At 61.3% G+C, this 21,519-nt stretch carries 22 protein-coding genes; 12 read left to right on the top strand and 10 right to left on the bottom strand.

The genetic code is table 11. The features are described from left to right. Window positions 1–2: 2 nt before the first annotated feature. From IM701_RS20900 to IM701_RS20885, 4 genes are all read right to left on the bottom strand, one after another. The gene (locus tag IM701_RS20900) at window positions 3–1,082 is read right to left on the bottom strand and encodes a Cj0069 family protein (protein WP_157784811.1); all 1,080 of its coding nucleotides are present in this window, start codon (window positions 1,080–1,082) and stop codon (window positions 3–5) included. An 88-nt stretch (window positions 1,083–1,170) separates the two neighbouring features. Then, entirely contained in the window at window positions 1,171–1,839 is a 669-nt protein-coding gene (locus tag IM701_RS20895; RefSeq protein ID WP_017184236.1) for a superoxide dismutase, read from the bottom strand. A 74-nt stretch (window positions 1,840–1,913) separates the two neighbouring features. Continuing rightward, the gene (gene chrA / locus IM701_RS20890; protein WP_017184237.1) at window positions 1,914–3,311 is read right to left on the bottom strand and encodes a chromate efflux transporter; all 1,398 of its coding nucleotides are present in this window, start codon (window positions 3,309–3,311) and stop codon (window positions 1,914–1,916) included. 2 nt (window positions 3,312–3,313) lie between these two features. Continuing rightward, entirely contained in the window at window positions 3,314–4,237 is a 924-nt protein-coding gene (locus IM701_RS20885; RefSeq protein WP_008603798.1) for a chromate resistance protein ChrB domain-containing protein, read from the bottom strand. 195 nt (window positions 4,238–4,432) lie between these two features. Between IM701_RS20885 and IM701_RS20880 the strand changes: the two genes are divergently transcribed. The 3 genes from IM701_RS20880 (at window position 4,433) to IM701_RS22320 (ending at window position 6,126) form a co-directional block, all read left to right on the top strand. Further along, window positions 4,433–5,323, top strand: coding sequence for a DUF1259 domain-containing protein (locus IM701_RS20880; protein ID WP_008603797.1), 891 nt, complete (start codon window positions 4,433–4,435; stop codon window positions 5,321–5,323). Beyond that, window positions 5,320–5,724 (top strand): PepSY domain-containing protein, encoded by a 405-nt coding sequence (locus tag IM701_RS20875; protein WP_228165648.1) that lies wholly within the window; start codon window positions 5,320–5,322, stop codon window positions 5,722–5,724. Before IM701_RS20880 ends, IM701_RS20875 begins: the two co-directional genes overlap by 4 nt. A 75-nt stretch (window positions 5,725–5,799) precedes the next feature. After that, on the top strand, window positions 5,800–6,126 hold the full coding sequence (locus tag IM701_RS22320; RefSeq protein WP_223178489.1) for a Rap1a/Tai family immunity protein: 327 nt from the start codon (window positions 5,800–5,802) through the stop codon (window positions 6,124–6,126). Between the two features lie 116 nt (window positions 6,127–6,242). Here the strand turns inward: IM701_RS22320 and IM701_RS20870 are convergent, their stop codons facing one another. From IM701_RS20870 to IM701_RS20850, 5 genes are read right to left on the bottom strand one after another with little or no spacing between them, the layout of a single operon-like run. Then, a complete protein-coding gene (locus tag IM701_RS20870; protein ID WP_230487995.1) occupies window positions 6,243–7,745 on the bottom strand; it encodes a TonB-dependent receptor in 1,503 nt (500 codons plus the stop codon). A gap of 50 nt (window positions 7,746–7,795) precedes the next feature. Continuing rightward, window positions 7,796–8,347: a 3-phenylpropionate/cinnamic acid dioxygenase subunit beta gene (locus tag IM701_RS20865; protein ID WP_010891005.1), complete on the bottom strand. Its 552-nt coding sequence runs from the start codon at window positions 8,345–8,347 to the stop codon at window positions 7,796–7,798. Between the two features lie 14 nt (window positions 8,348–8,361). Next, entirely contained in the window at window positions 8,362–9,729 is a 1,368-nt protein-coding gene (locus IM701_RS20860) for an aromatic ring-hydroxylating dioxygenase subunit alpha (RefSeq protein ID WP_010891004.1), read from the bottom strand. 25 nt (window positions 9,730–9,754) lie between these two features. Continuing rightward, the gene (locus IM701_RS20855; RefSeq protein ID WP_010891003.1) at window positions 9,755–10,282 is read right to left on the bottom strand and encodes an aromatic-ring-hydroxylating dioxygenase subunit beta; all 528 of its coding nucleotides are present in this window, start codon (window positions 10,280–10,282) and stop codon (window positions 9,755–9,757) included. Next, a complete protein-coding gene (locus tag IM701_RS20850) occupies window positions 10,275–11,627 on the bottom strand; it encodes an aromatic ring-hydroxylating dioxygenase subunit alpha (RefSeq protein ID WP_010891002.1) in 1,353 nt (450 codons plus the stop codon). Before IM701_RS20850 ends, IM701_RS20855 begins: the two co-directional genes overlap by 8 nt. A 212-nt stretch (window positions 11,628–11,839) precedes the next feature. Here IM701_RS20850 and IM701_RS20845 point away from each other — a divergent pair, with 212 nt between their 5' ends. Next, window positions 11,840–13,480, top strand: a complete 1,641-nt coding sequence (locus IM701_RS20845; protein ID WP_193829248.1) for a sigma-54-dependent Fis family transcriptional regulator — start codon at window positions 11,840–11,842, stop codon at window positions 13,478–13,480. Between the two features lie 113 nt (window positions 13,481–13,593). Then, the gene (locus IM701_RS20840; protein ID WP_010891000.1) at window positions 13,594–14,820 is read left to right on the top strand and encodes an NAD(P)/FAD-dependent oxidoreductase; all 1,227 of its coding nucleotides are present in this window, start codon (window positions 13,594–13,596) and stop codon (window positions 14,818–14,820) included. Window positions 14,821–14,839: 19 nt separating this feature from the next. Here the strand turns inward: IM701_RS20840 and IM701_RS20835 are convergent, their stop codons facing one another. Then, window positions 14,840–15,628 carry a 1,6-dihydroxycyclohexa-2,4-diene-1-carboxylate dehydrogenase gene (locus IM701_RS20835; protein WP_010890999.1) on the bottom strand — a complete coding sequence of 263 codons (789 nt, stop codon included), beginning with the start codon at window positions 15,626–15,628 and terminating at the stop codon, window positions 14,840–14,842. A gap of 151 nt (window positions 15,629–15,779) precedes the next feature. Between IM701_RS20835 and IM701_RS20830 the strand changes: the two genes are divergently transcribed. The 7 genes from IM701_RS20830 (at window position 15,780) to IM701_RS20800 (ending at window position 21,370) form a co-directional block, all read left to right on the top strand. Next, entirely contained in the window at window positions 15,780–16,766 is a 987-nt protein-coding gene (locus IM701_RS20830; protein WP_010890998.1) for a dihydrodipicolinate synthase family protein, read from the top strand. 42 nt (window positions 16,767–16,808) lie between these two features. Beyond that, window positions 16,809–17,984, top strand: a complete 1,176-nt coding sequence (locus tag IM701_RS20825) for an aromatic ring-hydroxylating dioxygenase subunit alpha (protein ID WP_010890997.1) — start codon at window positions 16,809–16,811, stop codon at window positions 17,982–17,984. Next, window positions 17,981–18,478, top strand: a complete 498-nt coding sequence (locus tag IM701_RS20820; protein WP_010890996.1) for an aromatic-ring-hydroxylating dioxygenase subunit beta — start codon at window positions 17,981–17,983, stop codon at window positions 18,476–18,478. Before IM701_RS20825 ends, IM701_RS20820 begins: the two co-directional genes overlap by 4 nt. 59 nt (window positions 18,479–18,537) lie before the next feature. Then, a complete protein-coding gene (locus IM701_RS20815) occupies window positions 18,538–19,548 on the top strand; it encodes an amidohydrolase family protein (protein ID WP_010890995.1) in 1,011 nt (336 codons plus the stop codon). Window positions 19,549–19,625: 77 nt separating this feature from the next. After that, window positions 19,626–20,018 (top strand): RidA family protein, encoded by a 393-nt coding sequence (locus tag IM701_RS20810; RefSeq protein WP_193829247.1) that lies wholly within the window; start codon window positions 19,626–19,628, stop codon window positions 20,016–20,018. Continuing rightward, window positions 20,011–20,709 (top strand): RraA family protein, encoded by a 699-nt coding sequence (locus IM701_RS20805; protein WP_039337886.1) that lies wholly within the window; start codon window positions 20,011–20,013, stop codon window positions 20,707–20,709. The genes IM701_RS20810 and IM701_RS20805 overlap by 8 nt, the downstream gene beginning before the upstream one ends. Continuing rightward, window positions 20,702–21,370, top strand: coding sequence for an RraA family protein (locus tag IM701_RS20800; protein WP_010890992.1), 669 nt, complete (start codon window positions 20,702–20,704; stop codon window positions 21,368–21,370). Before IM701_RS20805 ends, IM701_RS20800 begins: the two co-directional genes overlap by 8 nt. Window positions 21,371–21,519: the final 149 nt, after the last annotated feature.

The following is a 21,519-nucleotide window of genomic DNA, read 5'->3' as shown; positions in this document are numbered from 1 at the left end:
TATCAATGAGGATTGGAGGTCTCCTTCGTCAAACGAATGGCAAGAGCGCGACCGATTGCCGCTGCGGCGACTGGCTGGACGGCGCTTGGCGGAAATGGTGCAACCGAACTAGCATTGATCTCGCAAAGCGCATAGGAGCCATCGCTGATGGCTTCACCAGGGCGAAATAGGAAGTCGGCGTCCCAAAGAAGCGGAAGATCGTGGTCGGCGATCGACAGCAACCTTTGCATCTCTGGAATCCAGCGATCCTCCATCGCTTTCCGTAAGGCTGCGAAGCGCGTCACCTCCGGTCCGAACATGGCGCGGCCCATCGGCTGTGGGGTTGACGACGTTGTATCAATGGCCGTTGGCGTCATCAGCGCAGTGATCAGGTTGTGCCCAAAGCCAACCACTCGGTGCCCGCACACGTAGCAGCGGACCATGCCCTCGGACGACTGCGGCTGATAAGCCTGATCGATCAGCACGCCGCCGTCGTTTAGAAACGGCACCCACCTTTCCAAGCACTCGGCTAGGCTGATGCGCTCCGATTTGCTTCCTTGGCGGGCCTCTTGAACTTTCACCGACGTTTTCAAAGCCGGAGCGTTTCCCGCTTCGTCTAGTTGGACACGCCATACATTCCTGCCGCCGTTGCCGTAGTTCGGCTTCAGCACGCGCGGGCCTGCGGCAAGATGTTCGGGGAAACGAGCGCGAAGGCCTTCAGCGTCCACGTATCGATCGACATCGCTGCCCCATTCCATGGAGCGCGTTGTGTAGAGCACTTCCTTGACGCCGATTTTGGCGATCACGTCAGGATGCGCGCTGACGACAACGCCGCACCCCGCGACTTCGCGCAGCATTGGATCGAGCTGCGAGCGGTCGCCTGAAATGTCCAACGGATTCACCCAGACCAGCACTGCGTCGCACGACAGCAGCTCGTCCCGAATCTCGCGAACCGCCTCGTCCCTGTACAGTACAGGCCTTGCGGTCGCCCCGAGCGCCCGCAAGGCCTGCATTATCGGCCACTGCCGGGCTTCATGAAAGCGATGCGTCCACTCGGCTGCTTGCCCACGCCAAAGAAGAGCGATGTTCGGGCCGGATGTCATTGTTGCATCTCCCCATCGGACCTGTCCCCTTTGTGGTCGCGAACTCAGGTGTCGCGCAGCAGTGGGTGTTAAGCCACGGCGGTCGGGTTCAGCCGCCGCCGCGCAAAGCCGCGGCATAGCGCCGGTCGACCACTTCCCAGTCGATGTTGCGGAAGAAGGCGTCGACATATTTGGCGGCGGCGGTGCCGTAATCCATGTGGAAACTGTGCTCGTACATATCGAGCGCGAGCAGCGGCACGCCGGCAATCGCACCGTGCATATGATCCCACGCCCAATGGTTGTGCAGCGAGCGCGTGTGGAGATTGTAGACGAGCACGCACCAGCCCGATCCGCCGGCAAGGCTCATCCCGGTACGGCGGAAGTCGGCTTCCCAGCGGTCGAACGAGCCGAACGCCGCGCCCAGCGCGTCGCGGATGGAACCGGCTGCCTGGCCGTTGCCGCCGAGCCCGTCGAAATAGACCTCATGGAGCACGACCGAGCCGGTGCGGTGCAGCTCCTCGCGCTTCAATCCGCCATAGACCACCGGCGGCAGGTCCGTGTCAGCGAGCGCGGCGGCAAGTCGTGTCTCGATCATATTCAGGGCCTTGACCGAGCCCGCATAATTGTTCTCGTGGTGCGATGTGATCAGCCTTTCGGAGAGGCCGTGAAGCCTGGCGGGATTGAACCTGAGCGGCTTGACCTGATGATTTCCGGCAAAGGCGGGGACAGCCGCCGGCGCTGCGGCCGGCGTCTGCGCAGAGGCTTCGTTGATAGTCATGGCGGCGGCTCCGATGCCAAGAGTTGCGATTGCACTGCGTCGGGAAAGATGGTCGATCGTCACGCGTCACTCCTTCAGATGATCATTACATATGCGGCCCCGAGGACCGAGCAGACGCCGAGCACCGGCAGCATGCCGGCCTTGAACCGGAACATGGCGAGTATCGCACCCACCGCGAGCGCCAGCGCCGGCCAGTTGACGGACGTTAGGACTGGGAGATCGATGGTGCCGGCTGCGAACGGCACTTCGCGGACTTGCTCGAACAGAGTGTGGATACCAAACCAGACCGCCAGATTGAGGATCACGCCGACCACTGCGGCGGTGATCGCCGAAAGCGCGGCCGACAATGCGCGGTTGCCGCGCAGCCGCTCGATGAATGGCGCGCCGGCGAAGATCCACAGGAAGCATGGCAGGAAGGTAACCCAGGTGGTGAGGATTGCGCCGAAGGTCGCGGCGACGAGCGGCGGCAGCCCGGTCGCTTCGCGGAAGGCCGCGAGGAAGCCGACGAACTGCGTCACCATGATCAGCGGCCCGGGCGTGGTCTCGGCCATGCCGAGCCCGTCGAGCATCTCGCCGGGCTGGAGCCAGCCATAGGTCTCGACTGCCTCCTGCGCGACATAGGCGAGCACCGCATAGGCGCCGCCGAAGGTCACCACCGCCATCTGGCTGAAGAAGGTGGCGATGCGGCTGAACACGTCGTCGGGGCCGAACGCGAACAGCAGCGCTGCGACCGGCCCGAGCCAGAGCAGCAGCAGGACGCCGGAGATGCGCAGCGACCAAGAGAGGTTCGGCCGGGCATGGTCGGGAAGGCCCTCGCCAAGAGCGGTGTCGCGGTCGTGGATTATCTCAGCGCCGGCGGGACCATGTCCGCCGCCGCCCTTGAATGCGGCGTAACCAGCGCGGCCACTGAAGAAGCCGATCAGCGCGGCGGCAAGCACGATCAGCGGGAAGGGCACGTCGAGCACGAAGATCGCGACGAACGCCAGCGCGGCAAAACCGCGCATGACGTTGTTCTTCAAGGCACGCGAACCCACCCGGACCACCGCCTGTAGCACCACCGCCAGCACGGCGGCCTTCAATCCGAAGAACAATCCCTCGACCAGCGGCACTTCGCCGAGCAGCACATAGACATAGCTGAGCCCTAAAATCGCGAGGAAGCCGGGCAGCACGAATAGCGCGCCCGCGACCAGGCCGCCCTTGGTCTTATGGAGCAACCAGCCAATATAGACAGCTAGCTGTTGCGCTTCAGGGCCGGGCAGCAGCATGCAATAGTTGAGCGCGTGGAGGAACCGCTCCTCGCCGATCCAGCGCTTCTCCTCGACCAGGATGCGATGCATCACCGCTATCTGGCCCGCCGGTCCGCCGAAGCTGAGCAGCGCGACCCTGATCCAGACGCGCACCGCCTCGCCAAAGCTGATGCCGTGCTCGTGCAGCGTCTCGACTGCGATTTCAGCGCGTGCGCTGGCCTCCATCTTTAGTCCTCTTTTCGCCGGGTGAAGTGAGCATAGAATCCGTCGAGCGCGGTCGATCCGCGCGCGATCCGCTCCTCGTCGTCGTCGGTGCCGGCACAGATGCCGGCGATAAGCGCGCTCACTCCCGGAGTTTCCGGGCGCTCGAACCGAGCATCGGCAATATCAAGGTCGTGAACAATTTCGCCGAGCGCCCGCAGCGCGGGGTCGGTCTCGAGACCGGTGAGGAACACCAAGGTCTCGAAGGAGCAGCGGTCGCCTTCGTGGGTGAACTCAGCGTCCGCCATGTCGAACCTCAGTTCGTCAGGCTCCGGCACATATCCTTTGCCCTCGACGAACTTGAAGCTCGCCTCGGGGTCGATGAAGCGGCGAATGAGCCAGGCGGACGCGATGCGATCGACATGGACATGGCGGCGCGTCACCCAAACGCGGCGCTTTAGCTCCGCCGGGGTCAGCTCGGGCGCACCGGGGCCGCTCACATCGGGATGTTGGTGAGAGCGGCGGTCCGCCTCGGTGATGGCGGCCTGTGCCGCCTGCCGACCATGCGCACCGAAAAAGTCGATCGCGGCGACCTCGTTCAGGCGTTTGCGCAGGCGGCCCACATCCGCCGCCGCGACATACTCGCCCTCACACAGCGCGCGCGCCTCGCGTGCCAACTCCTCATAGTCGGCGTCACGCGCAGCGTCGAACACTCCGCGCAGCTCCGCATCGCCCATGCCGCCGACAAGGCGCGCTTCGAGGATCAGCGCCTCGCCGCCATTTTCGGTGATCTCGCGATGCAGTTCTTCGAACAGCGCGCGCGTGTCCTCGCGATTGGGGAGCGCATGGACGGCGTTCTTGAGCGGCGCGGCCCCGATCGCCTGCAAACGCCGCCAGACCTTCACCCGCAAATAGGCAGGCTTAGCCGGAAGCTGCGGGATCAGGAGCAACCAAGGGGAAGCTTGTGTGTTTGTCATAGTTGTATCGTCACTAGCCTACAAGTGTAAGGGTTGCATCACAAGCCTCATGAGCATAGGACTGCTTATCCCGAAGAAAGAAACCGGAGCGCAATGTCGCGGCTCGCCGGCGGCGCGCTCGCATGACGTGAGGCTTTCCGTGTCGAGTGCGCTGATGAAGGATCAATTATGCTGAAAAAGACCATCGCCTTGGGATTCGCCAGCCTCCTGCTGGCAAGCCCGGCATGGGCAGCGCCGGACTGGTCGGCTGTCGACCGGGCGATAGGACGAGCGGGGGCCGAACAGCCGGGGGGCGTTCACCGCTACAGCTTCCCGCGTTCGGACCTGAGCGTCACGCTGGATGGGGTGACGATCAAGCCCTCCCTCGCGCTCGGCTCTTGGGCGGCGTTTCAGCCGATGGGCGACGAGGCGATGGTGATGGGCGATCTCGTGCTGACCCACGACGAGGTGAACCCCGTTTTGAGCCGCCTGCTCGCAAGCGGTTTTACGATCACCGCGCTCCACAATCACCTGCTCCGCTCTTCGCCTGCGACCATGTACATGCACATTGCCGGCCACGGCGACCCGGTGAAGCTCGCGGCCGCGCTCCGGCAAGCGCTATCAGCCAGTCGGACCCCGCTCGCCGCGCCGCAATCGCCTTCGGCCAGCGCAGCCGCATCGCGGCTCGACCTCGATGTGGCCGCGCTCAACCGGTTGATGGGCGGTGAGGGCAAGACGGCCGGTGGCATCCTCCAATACAGCTTTCCGCGCGCCGAGCGGCTGATGGACGGCGATATGGAGACTCCGCCGACGATGGGCACGGCGACCGCGATCAACTTTCAGCCAACCGGGGACGGCCGAGCCGCCATCACCGGCGATTTCGTACTTGTCGCAAACGAGGTCGATCCGGTCCTGCGCGTGCTGCGGACGAACGGGATCGAGGTCACGGCGCTGCATAATCATATGCTAAACGACGAGCCGCGGCTGTTCTTCATGCACTTCTGGGCCAACGACGACGCAGCCAAGCTCGCCCGTGGGCTGCGCGCGGCGCTCGACAGGATGAACAATCAGAGGAGTTGAACTCGGACGACGGCTCATTGGGCCGTAACCGCCGCCCGCCCGACCCCACGGCCCTTATGCAGGAAGTGGAATGGAACATGGCTAGCAAACGAACTCTCACTGTTGTCGCAGGCGTGGGCGCGGCCGCGCTGGCGATCGCGGGCGTGGCGATCGCGCAAAACCACGAGGCGAACGAAAACCGGATAATCGGCAAGCACAGCGAACGAGACATCCCGCTTGCTCAGGTGCCCGAGGCCGCGATGAACGCGGCACGCGCGCAACTCGCGTCAATAAGCAAAGCGGAGCAAGTCACCCGAAAGGCGGACGGAAGCACGCTCTATGAAATCAAGGGCAAGAACAGCGACGGAAAGACGATCGAACTGTTCGTCACGCCCGAAGGCCAGGTGCTCGGCCGCGAATGATGGATCAGCACGGGGCGCCGGCCGTCGAGGGCCGTGCGCCCCTTCCGAAATGATACTGCGGAATAGGAGACGAAAATGCGGCCAAGGCGATGGATATTGTTATGCGCCGCTTTGGCCGCCCTGCCTGATAGTGCGATCGGCCAAACCGAACCCGCGTCGGCGACGGGCTCGGCGTTGTTCGTAAGCTGTCAAGCGAATGAGCCGCGATGCGGCGCTTACCTCCAAGGCGTGCTCGACATGATGATCGTCGCGCGAAAAGCGGAATGCCGCGCTCCACGCTATGACCGATCGGCGCTGCGCGCGGCATATTTACGCTGGGCGGAGCAGAATAGCTATTTTATGAGTGTTCATATGGTGGCCGGAGCTGAACGCTCGTTAGCGAAGGCTTGGCCATGTCAGTAGCATCGTACCCCGCGGCGTAGCCTGCCCGGCGGCTGCCTTTGAGGGCAGGCGGAGCGTCCGCCTGGCGGTGAATTCCGCCAGCTCAACGATCCCATGTCGCGCCTCAAGCTCGCTAATTAGCCGATGTTCGCATTATGTCTGCCAAATCGTTGTCTGGCGCACAAACCTTGAGGTGACGCCATTTTGCCACCGGAGAAGAATTGGGCGAACCCGAACTCCAACGGTTCCTTATCCTGGCCTTTTTCCTTTAGATAGTATGCGCCCAGAACAAACTTCAGTCGATCATCCAGAACACTACCGGTTAGCTGGAGCTCTTGTGATGCCTGCCACAGATCGATATTGTTGGTGAGCTGCAAAATGTTGTGCGGAGTGCCGTCGAAATCATATTCGAACCTCGATTTCTGATCACGATAGGAACTGATCGACTTCAGGCTGATATCACCGAAGTCATAGTCGAGCGTCAGGTTAACTCCCCATAGATCGAAATCCGAGCGGTTGTTGCCGCCGGCCCAAGTCGTATCAGGATCCCCGGTAATCCAGCGCGTGCTGGCGCAATTAGGGTTGCTGGTCGGGGCCAGCGTTCCAGGAATCGGACCGGTGGGCCCAAACCCGCCCCAAGCCGCGCCGCAGGCGCCCGTAGCGGCCCCGACCGCGGAGATCTTGTTCCAAAAATACATCGAGCTCGGCGCGGCGATCAGACGATTGGTGCCCCCAGGGGGGGCGCTGTTGGGAATCTCCACAAAACGCAACGGAACCGGCTGGTCTCGCAGTTCGATGAGTGAGATTGCTGTCTGCTCTTCACGACGGATATTGATATCGCCGCTGAGGTTGACCGTCAGCTTGTCGGTCGGCTCCCACTTGAACGCCAGCCGGGCGCCAAAGCTATCCTTGTTGCCTTGGCGACCGCCATCGAACAGGCGTCTCTGAAAACCGTCGCGGGTTTCGTAGGATGCAACCGCGCGCATCGCGAGATTGTCACTCAGCGGCACGTTGATCATGCCCTTGAAATCTGCGCGATTGTAGCGTCCGGTAACGGCTTCGAGCTTTAGGTCGAAATCTTTCTGTGGCTGCATCGAGTTAACAACAATGGCGCCACCAATCGTGTTCTTGCCAAACAGGGTTCCTTGTGGCCCGCGCAAAATCTGAACGTCGGAAATGTCGGCCATATCAAGCAGCGCGCCAACGGAGCGAGCGACGTAGACGCCATCGACGTAAACCCCGACACCTGGATCGACCGTGATGTTGAAGTCGGTCTGCCCAACGCCACGGATGAACGCTGTCAGCGAAGCACTTGATCCGGAAATATTCGCGACCGGCTGGATGTTCACATTAGGAGCAAATTTAGCGACCTGTGCGACATTGTTAATCTGCCGTGCTTCGAGCATTCCTGCGTTCATTGCCGTGATTGCAACGGGAGTTTCCTGCAGATTCTCGGCTCGCTTGCGAGCGGTCACGATGATTTCTTCAAGGCCACCCGATGCCGGGGCGTCGGCCTGAGGTTCGCTTGCCGCAGCATCCTGGGCATGCGCCGTCATCGGTGCAAGGCAAGTCAGCCCAATGATGGCTGAAGTGCTGGCGCGCAGGAAGACCTTCCTGAAATTCATCAATTGCTTTGTCACTTGGCATTCTCCCTCTTGTTGATGTATTTTTATTTATAAGCGTGGATAGACTAAACGTAGATGTTGAGGTTCTTGCTCAACATCACATTGTGCTTGAGGATCGCTCGGCGTTTGACCAGTTGAAAGCTGTTGCCGACCTGGCGCCAGATATCGATACGGTTGCCGATCAGCGAATCCTCGTCGCGTTCGTTGCGATTGCGATAGGCATAGAAGTTCGAATAGACCCGGAACTCGTCGGTGTTTTCGGTAAGCTCCACCTCGACGTTGGTGATGATATGGGTGTAGCGCGTCGCCGGATCCTCCGACCAGGCCGTTCCGGTCTCGAGCCGCGAAAGCCGCTTGAGGATTTCGGGCTTGCTGTCGTTGTAATAGGCCATCCGGGTCAGGTCGGTCACCTGCTCGGTCTTGTCGCGGCGATAGCGGGTTTCGATCCCCGGCATGTGGTAATGCAGGTCTTCCGCCAGCATGCTGGTCCAGGCCTTGTAGTGTTCATCGTCGAGCAGCCGTGCTTCGCGATACAGCGTCTGGGTCAGCGCGTGGGTCAGTTCGAGCGATGCGGTAGTCCCTTCGCGCGTGCGCTCGATCGTTGCGGTGTCGGTCATAGCTGTAGTTCCTCTCAGAGCGCGAACAGGCCGGGAAGGTCGCGGGTTTCGGCCACATTGCCCAGCTGCGGTTCGGGCCGTGCCGGCATCTTGCCGAATTCGTCATGGGTCATCATGTCGAGCCAGCGCTGGTAGAAGCCGCGCTGGTTGGCGTCGTTGTACTGGCCGCGATAGACGATGCCCGGCAGGGTATCATGTTCGATCTGGCGGCCGATCCCGCAGCGATAGTGCAGGCGCTCGTGCCGGGTGACGACGCCGCGGTTGACGGTGGTGCAGTTCTCCCAGTTTTCCCCGTCATCCATCTCGAAGGTGCCACCGGGGCCGAAGGTCTGCATCACGCCCTTGGTCACTTCCTCCTTGATGTCGTCGGGCATGTTCTTGTTGACGATCACCCAGGTCTTCAATTCGAACTGCATCGGCCCCTTGGGTTGCCACTGGCGGAAGGTGGAAATGCCCGGCAGGAACGAGACGTTGGGGAAGATCGATGCCGAGGCGACCGAACCGAAGATCTTCGAGCGCATCTCGCCCAGGCGTTCCGCCATCTTCGGGCGGATCTTGTTGTAATAGTCCATCACCTTGGGGCGCCCGAGCAGGAAGAGGTCGCCCACGCCTTCGGTGCCGAATTCCCAGCCGTGGCCGTTCACGCTGGCGTGATAGGAATTATCCATGTCGATCGGCGGGAACGGCTGGCCGTTGTTCATCGACCGAGTGCCCGAATCATGCGTCCAGCCGGCGTGGTAAGCGTCGCCGATGAAGTTCTCGACCCCGAACTTCCAGTTCGCGCTGATCACCGACTTGATGCAGCCGCCAATGAATTCGGTGCCGCCTTCCTCGTTGTCGAGGATCATGTCGAGATACCACCGGAAATCGCCTAGCCAGGCTTCCAGGCTCGGCGCATCGCTGTTGAAGGTGGCGAACACCAGGCCCTTGTAGTTGCCGACCTTGGCGACGTTCTTGAGGCCATGGTTCTTGAAGTCGATATCGCCCGCGTCGTAGCAATATTCCTCGTGCATGCCCTTGAGGTCGCCGGCGGTGTCAAACGCCCAGCCGTGGTAATTGCAGACGAACCGACGGGTGTTCCCGGCATCGGCGAAGCACACCTTATTGCCGCGGTGCGGGCAGGAATTGAGCATGACCCGGATCGATCCGTCGGGCTGGCGGGCGACGATCACCGCATCTTCGCCCATGTGGGTCGTCAGGAAGTCTCCGGAACTGGGGATCTGGCTTTCGTGGGCAACGAACAGCCACGACCGCGCGAAAATGCGGTACAGCTCCTCCTCGTAGATGTCGGCATCCGAAAAGATCCGGCGGTCAAGCCAGCCTTCCTTGAGGTCCATGTAGCGTGAATAATCCGGTTCGCGACCGATACGTTCGAAGCGCATGATTGTTCTCTCCCGTCAGGATTGTTCAGAAAAAGGCGTTGAGGTTGCTGTCCGGCAGCACGGAATGGTCCAGCACGATCTCGCGCGCGGTGAGCAGCCACGCGCCGCCTTCGCTGCGCCAGAGGTCGGTGCGTCCGGCGGTGAGCAGGCGGGTAGTGCCGTCGATCCGGTTCCGGTGCATCACCAGCACAGAATGGACCCGCACCTCGTTATCGGCCTGGGTGGCCAGAACCTCCACGTTGGAGACAGCGCGGCGGATGTAGTTGGGAGGATCCTCGGCCCAGACGAAGCCGGATTTCAGGCGATCCACCCGCATTTTGAGCCGACCCAGATCCTCGTTGAAGATTACCCCTGGGCCAAGTGGTAAAGGCGGCGAACGGTCAGCGCGGAACCTTCGGCTCTTCAGTTCAAGGCGATAGCTGACGTCTTTGCCGAGCATGGCCAGCCAGCCTTCGAAATCTTCGTTGTCGAGCAGCCGGGCTTCGCGGTGGAGTGCCTGGGTGACAGCAACGATCACCTCCACCGGTGGAGGGGCAAGCGGCCGGTCAAGCATGCTCGGCTTCCTGTTCGGTCAACGAGTTGATGTTGTACGTGGGCACTTCGGCCCAAGTTTCCGCCATCATGTGCTCTTGCCAGCGGCGGTAGAAATAGCGCTGGTTGTGTTCGCTTACCAAGCCGGCGGCGATATCGCCGGGGAAGCCCTCGCGCTTGCCCGAGCGGCCCAGCGCCATGTTGGTGTAGACATCCATCTGCGCCGTGCGCCAGCCGCGCGACTGTTCGGTGCAGGCGGTCAGATTGTCGCCATCGTCGTTGTCGAACAGGCCTGCCAGGCCGAAGGTCAGGCACTGGTTTTCGAGGATCTGCGCTTTCACCGCCTCGGGCATGTCGTTTTCGGCCATGGCCCAGGTCCACTGCTCGATCTGGCCGGGACCCTTGGGATGATAGACCCGGAACCAGTTGAGCCCGGGCAGCAGCTGCAGGTTGGGGAAAATGGTGATGTTGACCTGCGCACCCCACACCTGCCTGCCGCGCACTTCGCCCAGACGGTCGATCACCGTCTGGCGGTTGGCCTCCAGGTATTCGAGGATCGGCTTGGGATCGGGATAGAAGGCATAGCCGGAAACGCCGTCGAGCGCGCTCAGGACCATGTGCCCGTTCATGCCGGCGACCGACAGCCCGCCATCGAGATCGACCCCGGAATTGCCGACGCTGAGCCCGGTGAGGTCCATCGACTGGACCGCCGCCATAGCGCCGGCATGGGCCCAGCCCAGGTGATAGCCATCGCCGCAGACGTTCTCGACTGGCAGCTTCCAGTTGGTGCCCAGCACCATCTTCTGCGTCTCGCCGAGCAGTGCCGATCCGCCTGGCATGGCATCCAGCCAGACATCGAGGAAAAACTTGGCATCGCCCAGATAGTCATCGAGGCTGGGCGAATTGGCATCCCAGCAGCCGAACACCAGGCCCTTATACTCGGCCACTTTCGTCACCGGGATCAGGCCGAACTTGGTGCGGTCGAGTTCGCCGAAATAGGCCTCGTTTTCCAGCGGCACCCCGGAGAGCGCGCCGTCCGGGGAAAAAGACCAGCCGTGATAGTTGCAGGTGAAAGCGCGCGCATTGCCGCGATCGGCGCGGCAGATCCGGTTGCCGCGATGGGTACAGCTGTTGAGGAACGCCTTGATCGACCCGTCCTTCTGGCGGATCACGATCACATCGTCTTCGCCCATGAAGGTGCGGAAATAGTCGCCCGGCTTCGGAATCTGGCTGGTGTGGACCAGAAACAGCCAGCAGCGCCCGAAGATCCGCTCAAGTTCCTGCCGATAAATGTCTTCGCTCGCGTAGATCGAGCGCGATTGGCGCCCGGTGCGGGAATCAACCAGATCGGCAATGCTGTCGTTCATTTGATCCTCTCCCGCACAGTATGGCTAAAGTCGGCATCGATTTTTCGTGTCGCGAAAGTTCTAAGCACGAGTCGTGCCAATATCGGTTTCTTACCGGTTTACAGCAGTCCGGGTTGGTCAATCCCACTGCGAGGCAGCTTGCAGATCGACGTAAATGTAAATGTCGAGGCTTGAGTCTGGCCCGAAAGTTACGAATCTGATAGCCTGACCGGATGAAGACACTTCCAGGCTACGCCGACATTGCCAGCAAGCTGCAGTTCTCACCGGAAATGGGCCGGATCTGGCACGATGGTGAACGCTGCGTACTGCTCAGCCAAGCGGCTCTGGCCAGCTGGCGCAGCCGCCTAGTTGCCGAATTGGGGCACGAAGCGGCCAGCCGGTTCTTCTGGGGTGTCGGTTTTGCCGAAGGCGCACGGTGCGCGATCGGCGCGAAAAAATTACGCCCGGATGGTGATTATCTTGAAGCATTCGCGGTCGGACCGCAGGCGCACGCCTTGACCGGGTTTGGCTGGACCCAGATCGAAATCCTGGAAAATGATTCCTCGCGAGGGCATTTCGAAGGCCGGTTCAGGGTCCACGATTCGATCGAGGCGGCGATCCATCTCAGCGCGACCGGGTACAGCACTGACCCGGTGTGCTGGATGCAGACTGGCTTTGCCAGCGGCTTTGCCACAACCTTCGCGGGACAACCGATCATCATGCGCGAAGTGGAATGTGCGGGGCGAGGCGATGCCGCCTGCGTACTTCACGCCAAACCAAAACCCGAATGGGATCAGTTGGACAACCTCGAATTGGCCGCGACGCCGCTGGTCCTGCCCGAAACGCGGCATGATGGGGGCCAAACGGTGATTGGGATCTCGGCAGGGTTCCTCTCAGCCAAGACCATGATCGAACGCACCGCGTCGAGCAATGCGACGCTGCTGTTAATGGGCGAGACCGGGGTCGGCAAGGAAGTGCTGGCCAAGCTCGCTCATCGGCTGAGCATGCGCGAGGCGGAGCCGTTCATCGCGCTCAACTGCGCGGCGATCCCCGAGGGGTTGATCGAATCGGAGCTGTTCGGCGTGGCCAAGGGGGCCTATACTGGCGCGGTTGCCGCCCGGCCCGGTCGGTTCGAGCTGGCCAATGGCGGCACGCTGTTCCTGGACGAGATTTCGACACTGTCGCCACTTGCACAATCGAAGATTCTGCGCGCTGTCCAGGAAGGTGAGTTCGAGCGGGTCGGCGATACGCGGACGATCAAGGTGGATGTCCGATTGATCGCAGCATCCAATGTGGAACTTAACGAGGCGGTGCGGGAAGGCACGTTTCGTGCCGACTTGTTCTACCGGATATCGACTTTGCCGGTCCGGGTGCCGCCGCTGCGCCAGCGCCGCGAGGACATTCCGGTGCTGCTGGAACACTTCCGTCTGCATTATGCCATGCGCCATGGCCGAACGGTATCGGGCTTCACCCCGCGGGCGATCAACGCGCTGCTGGTGTACGATTTCCCCGGTAATGTGCGCGAACTCGAGCGAATGGTGGAACGTGCCGTGCTGCTGGCGGACGACGGGCGAGCGATCGACGTCAGGCACCTGTTCCTCGAAACCGACGGTCTCGAATTGAAGCCGACGATGGGCATGACCAACGATGGCAGGATCAGCGCCGTTGACAATGTCGGCGATCCCGCCGGCTTGGTGCGCCAGATGCTGGATCTGATCGTCGATGGGGGCGGAAGCCTGCTGGAGATGGAAGGGCTGGTGATCCGCGAGGCCCTTGATGCGAGTGGGGGCAACGTTGCGCGCGCGGCGCGCACCTTAGGCTTTACCCGTCGGCAGCTCGCCTTGCGTCTTGAAAAGTTGGAAATCCAGGAATAAACCTAGCGCGGGCAAAATCTCGCAACGCATTGCATATTATGCAAAGGCAGTCTATGGGAAGGGGCGCCTTCTGGCAATAAGCCCCGGAAAGCACGCAAAGTTGGGAGAATTGCATGAAATCGATAGCCGTGGTCGGAGCAAATCTTGCGGGTGGCCGCGCGGTGGAGTCCTTGCGCCAGGCTGGCTTCGATGGCCGGATCACCCTTATCGGCGAAGAACCGTGGCGGCCCTACGAGCGCCCGCCCCTGTCCAAGGAGGTGTTGTGGGATCCGGCCAATGTACCGGACAATTTCTTCCTTCATGACGAGGCCTGGTACGCCGCCAACCGCATCGAAATGCGGCTTGGCACGCGTGCCGAAGCGCTCGACCTGGCGGCGAGCGCTGTGCGCCTGACGGGCGGAGACCTGGTCCAAGCCGACCGCATCCTGCTGACCACCGGTGGTTCCGCCCGCAAGCTCAACATGGAGGGTGCCGACGCCGCCAACGTGCATTACCTGCGCACCCGGGACGATGCCACCCGGATGGCGACGGACCTCAGGGACGGCGCCCGGATCGTCATCATCGGCATGGGTGTGATCGGGGCTGAAGTCGCGGCCAGCGCGGTCAAGCTGGGGTGCCGAGTGACCGCGATCGAACCGCTTGCCGCGCCTATGATTCGCGCGCTCGGGCCGCAGTTCGGGCAATGGCTGGGCGAGGAACATCGCCAGCGCGGCGTCGACACCCGCTTCGGACGCGGCGTGAACGCGATGAAGGTGCTTGACGGGCGGGTGACGCAGGTCGAACTCGATGACGGATCACTGGTGGATTGCGATGCCGTGGTAGTCGGGGTCGGGATAGTGCCAGAAATCAGCCTAGCCCGGGACGCAGGCATCGTCACCAATAACGGCATTATCGTCGATAGGCAGTGCCGCACCAGCAATGAGAATGTCTTTGCCGCCGGCGACGTCGCCGAACAGGACAGCTTCTTCGGCGGTCATATCCGCCAGGAAACCTACCAGAACGCTGCCGACCAGGCCCAGGCCGCAGCGCTCGCGATGCTCGGGCAGGACGTCGATTACTGCAAGCCGGTTTGGTACTGGAGCGATCAGTTCGATCTCAACATCCAGTTCTGCGGCCATATCCCGGTGCAAGCCGAGGTAACCCTGCGCGGAGACATGGCAAGCAACCAGTTTACCGCATTCTTCCGGTCAGGCGAGACGATCGAGGGCATCCTGACTGTCAACCGCGCCCCGGACATGGGCATCGGCAAACGGCTGATCGAGCGCCGGGCCAGAGCCCAGGCGGCGCAGCTGGCCGATGCCGATGTGTCGCTCCGCGAAATCCTCAAGCAGGCTGGTTAGGCTCGCAAGGCGGGCGGGATCAGCCGATCCCGCCACCTGCGACGTAGAGCGTCTGGCCGGTGATGTAGGACGCCTCGTCAGCGGCGAGAAAGCAGATTGCGGCGGCCAGTTCCTCGGGCTCGCCGAAGCGGCCCAGCGGGGTATCGCGCAAGGTCTGCTCCATCACTTCGCCAAAGCCTTTGCGGTCCGCGTCGGAATGCGGAGCGGTGTTGCGCGGGGTGACACGGGTCACGTTGACCCCGCCGGGAGCCACGCAATTTACCCTGATGCCACAATCCTCCAATTCCAGAGACAACGCAGCGGTCAGCGCCGCCACGCCGCCTTTCGCAGCCGCGTAGGGCACGCGATTGACCCCGCGCGTTGCCACCGAGCCGATGTTGACAATCGCGCCGCGACCTGCCGCGCGCATGTGGGGCAGCACTGCATGGCAGCACCACAGCGTCGGCCACAGCGAGCGATTAATCTCGGCGACGATTTCTTCGGTGGTGTATTCCCAATAGGGCTTGGCCCAGATCGTGCCACCTACATTATGGACGGCCACGTCGATCCGCCCGAATTTATCGCTTACAGCGTTATACAGGGCAGCGGCTCCAGTCTGTTGCTCAAGGTCGTGGATGGCGGGGTGCGCGTCGACAGATTCGGCCATAAGTCGCGCAACCGCATCCAGTGTCGCCTGTTCTGCACGATCGGCAACCACGACTGTGGCCCCTTCTCGCCCTAGGCGCTGGGCGGTAGCAAAGCCGATCCCCTGGGCTGCTCCTGTGACAACTGCGATCTTGTCTGCAAATCTGCCGTTCGCGTCTGTCATCCCTGATTTCTCCCAACCCACACCGCATCCGGCCGGACGCGTGCAATCCTAGTGGCATCCGGCCTCATAAAACCGCATTCAACCCTTGCCAAGTCAATAGGCAATGCGTTACACATTGGCTAATGATTGAAGAGTCTTTGGGAGATGTTTCGTGGCGCGTGAACTGCTGACTGCTGCTGATGTGAAGGGTGCTTGGGCGATCGTGCCGACTCCAGCCAAGGAAGGTGCCTCCGACTGGCGCGCCGCTGATACTGTTAATGTCGAAGAAGCAGCCCGCATGATCGACGGCCTGATCGAGGCCGGGGTCGATGGCATTCTCAGTATGGGGACGCTGGGCGAGGCCGCAACCATGACACTTGACGAAAAGCTCGTCTTTATGAAGACTATCGTCGATACCGCCGCGGGCCGGGTGCCGGTGTTTGTCGGGACAACCTGCATCAACACCCGCGACACCATTGCGCTAACCCGCAAGGCAGTCGATATCGGCGCGACCGGGACGATGTTGGGCGTACCGATGTGGTGCGCCCCCAGTGTCGACGTCGCGGTACAGTTCTATCGCGACGTTGCCGAGGCGGTGCCCGACATCAACATCGCGATCTATGCCAACCCCGAAGCCTTCAAGTTCGATTTCCCGCGCACGTTCTGGGGCCAGGTCGCCGAAATTCCGCAGGTTGTCACCGCCAAGTACATCGGCGTCGGCACCCTGCTGCCCGATCTCGCGGCGATCAAGGGGCGGATCAAGCTGCTGCCGATCGATTTCGATTACTACGGCGCGGCGCGGATGGACGATTCGATCGACGCCTTCTGGACCAGCGGCGCGGTCTGCCACCCGCTGGTCAGCACGACCCTGCGCGATGTGGTCGCCGCAGCGCGCGCGAGCGGCGACTGGAGCGCTGCCAAGGCTTTCATGGGCCGGCTCGCGCCGACTGCGGCGACGCTTTTCCCGAACGGCAGCTTCAAGGAATTCTCGACCTACAACATCCCCCTGGAAAAGGCGCGGATGACCGCCGGCGGCTGGATGAATGCCGGGCCTTGCCGTCCGCCCTATCACCTGTGTCCCGAAAACTATCTCGAAGGCGCGCGCAATTCAGGCAGGATGTGGGCTGAACTGGGCAAGGCGCTCGAGGCAGAGCGTTGAAATGAGCTGAATTGCCGCAATCAAACCCGTGGGAAAACGAGGATGGCTGAAACAACACTGACCTGGCCCAAGAACTATAATGAAGTTCCCAAGGCGGCCTTTACGCGGGCGGATCTCTACGCTGACGAGATCAAGCGGATTTTTCACGGCCCGGAATGGCACCCGATCGCGCATGAGAGCGAATTGCCCAATCCCGGTGATTTCAAGACGATGCGGATGGCCGGAATCCCGCTTTTGATCTCACGCGACGAGGCAGGCGTGGTGCGGGTGTTTTACAACGCCTGCTCGCACCGCAGCAATCAGCTCGAAACCGCGGTAATGGGCAACAAAACCGAGTTTGAGTGCCCCTATCACCGCTGGCTGTTCAACGCCAAGGGCGACCTGGTCGGCTGCCCCAACCCGCGCGAATTCCTGCCCGGCTTCGACAAGGCCGATTACCCCTTGGGGCAGCCGCGTTTCGAGCTCTTCTATGGCCTGATCTTCGTCACGTTTTCGGCCGAGACTGAGCCACTTGACGAGTTCCTCGGTGAAGCCGGTGAAACCCTGCGCGAACTGATGGCCGGCGACGGACGGCTGAAGCTGCTCGGCTATCAGAAGGTTCGCTACGACAGCAACTGGAAGGGCTACAACGACAACGACGGCTATCATGCCCCGTTGCTGCACGCGGCGTTCAAGATGCTCAACTGGCAGGGCGGCAAAGGGCGGCAATACACCTGCACTAAGCGTGGGCACGTGTGCTTCGAATCGGCGCTCTCGGTGGCCAGTGGCCCCAGTGTTCTCAAGGACAAGGAACTGATCGCGTTCAAGGGGCAGGACCCTTCGGTGGGGTCGCGGATCGTCCAGCTGTTCCCCACCTTCGTCTCGACTAAGCACCTCGATGTCATCAATCTGCGCTTCGCCACCCCGGTCGATGCAGAGACTACAGAAGTTCACTATGCCTATTTCGCCCACCAGGACGACGATGCGGACATGGTTCGCCACCGCTTGCGGCAAAGTTCTAACCTGCTGGGGCCTTGCGGGCTGATCAGCATGGAAGACGCCTCGATCTTCCACCGGATCCACATCGGCAGTCACACGCCAGGCCACGCTATCTTCCAGAAAGGCGTGCGCGATCCGGGCAAGCTGGAATCGGAGTTTCTGCAGAACGATGAAAGCGGCAATCTGCCCCGCTGGGAATATTACCGCTCGGCGATGGGTTTCGAGAGGGCAGAAGCATGACGGCCACCATTCCCGAGTTGGAAACAGCGATCGACCGATTGCTGCTGGCCGATGCCAACGCGCTTGACAGCAAGGACATGCCGGGCTGGCTCGAAAACTATGCCGAGGAAGACCAAGCATCCTATTATTGCCGCGCGGCTGAAAATACCGAGCACAACCTCGAGCTCGGATTCATGTTCGACGATTGCCGGGCACGGCTCGAAGATCGCGTCACCTATGTGAACGAGATCTGGGCCGGCACCTTTCAGGACTACCGCACCCGTCATTTCGTCCAGCGCGTCAGCCATCGCCAGGTCGATGCCCGAACGGTGGAAGTGGTTTCGAATTTCTCGGTGTTCATGACGCCGATGGATGTCGGCGTCACCCAAGTCCTAGCCGCCGGCCGCTATCTCGATACAATGCGACTGTCAGACGATGGTGGCGCCAAGTTGCTGTCCCGCCGCGCCGAACTCGATACTTCGGTTCTGCCGCGTTATCTGGTCTACCCGATCTGAGCTTCGCATGTCGGGCTTCGGATTCGACCGTGCGCTGGAGCCAAAAAAGGTAAGAAGACATTATAATCGACGCGCACGCACACCTGGTAGCTCCGTCATCGTTATACGCACACAGAAGCAATCTGATTGTTTCCGGGGGGCAGTACGGAAAGAACTATAGAGCGAAAGTAAGCGACGGCGATTTGCAGGAAAGCGCCGAACAGAACGTCAAGATCATGGATGCCGTGGGTACCGACGTCCAGCTGCTGTCGCCTCGGCCTTTCCTCACTCTGAACGGCACCGCCCGGTGGGAAGATATCGTCGATTGGACTTGCGACACCAACGACATGATCGCCCGCACCGTGAAAATGTTTCCCAATCGTTTTCGGGGGGTGGGAGCCCTGCCCCAACAGGCGGGCCGACCCGTCGAATCCCTGTTTGACGAAATCGAGCGGGTTGTTGATGACTTGGGCTTCGTCGGGATTTTGCTCAACCCTGATCCGAGCGAAGGCATGAACGGATCGCCCCCGCTGGGCGATCCCTATTGGTATCCGCTCTACCGGCGTCTGTGCGAACTGGATCTCCCGGCCCACATCCATTCCGGGCAATGTTGCAACGGTCGGGAATCCTACGATGAGCACTTCATCGCCGAGGAGGGGCTTGCGATTACCTCGGTCTACCGGGCTAACGTGTTTGATCGCTTCCCCGATCTGAAACTCATGATCAGCCATGGTGGCGGCCCGATCCCCTACCAGATCGGACGCTGGCGTTCGCATCGCGAGATGGCACGGGCGCAGGGACGGATTGCTGCGGATGCCCCGTCGTTTGACGAAATTCTACGAAAATTCTGGTTCGACACCGTCTTGCACAATCCCGATTCGCTCGATCTGTTGGTGAAAACAGTGGGATATGACCGTTGCTGTTTCGGCACCGAAAGGCCTGGCTCGGGCGACGGAATCGACCCTCTCACCAGGCGGCACTACGACGATCTCAAGCCGGTGATCGAAGGTCTCACTTCACTCGACGACGAAGCGCGGGCATGCATTTTTGAACACAATGCCCGGAAGCTGTTCACACGTCTCGATGTTTAATCCCGGGCGAACCGGCGCGGACCGGTCCGATCGGCCATCGCGATGGCCCAACCTGGTTCACGAAGGAGTGGCGAACAGTGCGACACAGCATTCAAGTAGATGGCTTCCACCATTCCGGTAATCCGATCCCGGCCGCAAGTCGGGTCGGCAGCCTCGTCGCCACCGGAGGCGTTTATGGGCTGGATCCCGAAACAGGGATCGTCGCGGAGACCGCGGAGGACCAGGTACGGCTTACATTCTGGCAATTGGGCCGCATTCTGGAAAAGGCGGGCGGCAGCTTCGACGATGTCGCGAAGATGACCTTCTATGTTGCCTCGGCCGATCTCAAGCCCCTGATCAACAAGTACTGGCTGAAGGAATTCACGGACGAGCAATCAAGGCCAGCCAGACACACACTGATGTACAATTCATTGCCTGGAGATATCGTGATCCAGTGCGATGCACTGGCGTTTGTTTCCAGCCATGAGTGAAGACGATGCACCAACCGACGATCAGTCGATTGCGGATCGCCTCGGTTCGTTCGACACTTGCACGATATCCGATGCACTCGATACTCTTGGGCTAACGGGCGCCGTAATCGGTCTGGCTCCGCTCACCATCCCTGGTCGTCGGATTGCCGGAGAGGCCGTAACCGTCAAGCTCGGGCCGCCGCTTGCCGGATTGCCCAAACGCCACCTGTGCGCGGCCGCCGTGATGTCGGCCCGCAATGGCGAAGTCATCGTGATAGAACACCGTGGCCGGGCCGATGTTTCCGGATGGGGCGGACTGCTCAGCAGAGGCGCGATCAAGCGCGGCGTGGCCGGGGTGATAATCGATGGTGCCTGCCGCGACGTCGATGAAAGCAGGGAGTTGGGGCTGCCCATTTTCGGGCGCAATGCGGTTCCGGTAACTGCACGAGGCCGGATTGCGGAGCACGCCTGGGATTGCCCGGTCACGATCGGGACCGTGGTCGTCAAACCGGGTGACTGGGTTGTCGCGGATGGCAGCGGAGTGGTTTTCGTCGATCCGAACCGTCTGAATGACGTCCTGCGGGAAGCTGAGAGGATCAGCGCACGCGAAGCGGCGATGGCGCTGGCGATCGAAGCGGGTTCGCCACTCGATCAAGTCCTTGGGGCTAATTACGAAGACTTGCTGAACGGTGCGGAGAGCAATCATGGATGAAGCGAAGGTTGTGGAACGTCTGAACACCGTCGGGGTCACGGCGCTCTCCGACGCGCTGGACAGGCTGGAAATTGCAGGCCAGTTGATCGGCCTTGCTCCGGTTGCTCGCGGCATGAAATTTTCCGGACGGGCTTTTACGATCCGGATGTTGCCGGTCGGCCTTACCGGTGGGAGCGTCGGCGACTATATCGACGAAGTGCCACCTGGCGCGGTGGTCGCCATCGACAATGGCGGCATCTTGAACCAGACCGTCTGGGGCGACATTCTGACCTATGTGGCTCATACCAAAGGTATTGCGGCGACCGTGATCGACGGCGCATGCCGCGACAGCGACCGCTGCGTCGCGCTTAACTATCCCGTTTTCTCGCGCTGCGTGACAATGCGCACCGCCAAGGATCGCGCCACCGCGGTTGCCAACAACGATCCAATCCAGCTGGCAGGAGTGCGTGTCGAACCCGGTGACTGGCTGGTAGGAGATTCAGATGGCGTGGTTGCCATCCCTGCCCCCCATCTAGAGGAGGTTCTTGCAATCGCAGAGCAAATAGAGGTCGCCGAGAAAGCAATATTGGCTGCCGTGGATAGCGGAAAGCGCCTGGAAGAGGCACGTAAGGCATTTGGCTATCATAGTTTGCAAACCGGTATGGGTAGGACCTGCGCATGAACCGTTCTCGAAAACGGCATCTGGCCTATGGAATGCGATAAGGCACCCATTAGCGCGAATGACACCAGGTTATAGGCAACGGGGGCGCTTCCAGATCATCAATTGACAAGAATGCAGCGATTAGGTTGAATCCACGTGCGCATTCCCAA

The sequence above is a fragment of the Novosphingobium sp. ES2-1 genome, assembly GCF_015169775.1.
Classification (GTDB): Bacteria; Pseudomonadota; Alphaproteobacteria; order Sphingomonadales; family Sphingomonadaceae; genus Novosphingobium; species Novosphingobium subterraneum.
Note: the sequence above shows the minus strand (reverse complement) of the source record. Positions and strands in the feature narration are given on the sequence as shown.

Bases quoted from the DNA above. Each gene is read 5' to 3' on its own strand.
- IM701_RS20820 (WP_010890996.1), top strand. From the start codon at position 17,981: ATGACGGCCACCATTCCCGAGTTGGAAACAGCGATCGACCGATTGCTG.
- IM701_RS20860 (WP_010891004.1), bottom strand. From the start codon at position 9,729: ATGCGCTTCGAACGTATCGGTCGCGAACCGGATTATTCACGCTACATG.
- IM701_RS22320 (WP_223178489.1), top strand. From the start codon at position 5,800: ATGCGGCCAAGGCGATGGATATTGTTATGCGCCGCTTTGGCCGCCCTG.
- IM701_RS20895 (WP_017184236.1), bottom strand. From the start codon at position 1,839: ATGACTATCAACGAAGCCTCTGCGCAGACGCCGGCCGCAGCGCCGGCG.
- IM701_RS20825 (WP_010890997.1), top strand. From the start codon at position 16,809: ATGGCTGAAACAACACTGACCTGGCCCAAGAACTATAATGAAGTTCCC.
- IM701_RS20845 (WP_193829248.1), top strand. From the start codon at position 11,840: ATGAAGACACTTCCAGGCTACGCCGACATTGCCAGCAAGCTGCAGTTC.
- IM701_RS20840 (WP_010891000.1), top strand. From the start codon at position 13,594: ATGAAATCGATAGCCGTGGTCGGAGCAAATCTTGCGGGTGGCCGCGCG.
- IM701_RS20880 (WP_008603797.1), top strand. From the start codon at position 4,433: ATGCTGAAAAAGACCATCGCCTTGGGATTCGCCAGCCTCCTGCTGGCA.
- IM701_RS20865 (WP_010891005.1), bottom strand. From the start codon at position 8,347: ATGACCGACACCGCAACGATCGAGCGCACGCGCGAAGGGACTACCGCA.
- chrA (WP_017184237.1), bottom strand. From the start codon at position 3,311: ATGGAGGCCAGCGCACGCGCTGAAATCGCAGTCGAGACGCTGCACGAG.
- IM701_RS20805 (WP_039337886.1), top strand. From the start codon at position 20,011: ATGAGTGAAGACGATGCACCAACCGACGATCAGTCGATTGCGGATCGC.
- IM701_RS20855 (WP_010891003.1), bottom strand. From the start codon at position 10,282: ATGCTTGACCGGCCGCTTGCCCCTCCACCGGTGGAGGTGATCGTTGCT.
- IM701_RS20835 (WP_010890999.1), bottom strand. From the start codon at position 15,628: ATGACAGACGCGAACGGCAGATTTGCAGACAAGATCGCAGTTGTCACA.
- IM701_RS20800 (WP_010890992.1), top strand. From the start codon at position 20,702: ATGGATGAAGCGAAGGTTGTGGAACGTCTGAACACCGTCGGGGTCACG.
- IM701_RS20850 (WP_010891002.1), bottom strand. From the start codon at position 11,627: ATGAACGACAGCATTGCCGATCTGGTTGATTCCCGCACCGGGCGCCAA.
- IM701_RS20900 (WP_157784811.1), bottom strand. From the start codon at position 1,082: ATGACATCCGGCCCGAACATCGCTCTTCTTTGGCGTGGGCAAGCAGCC.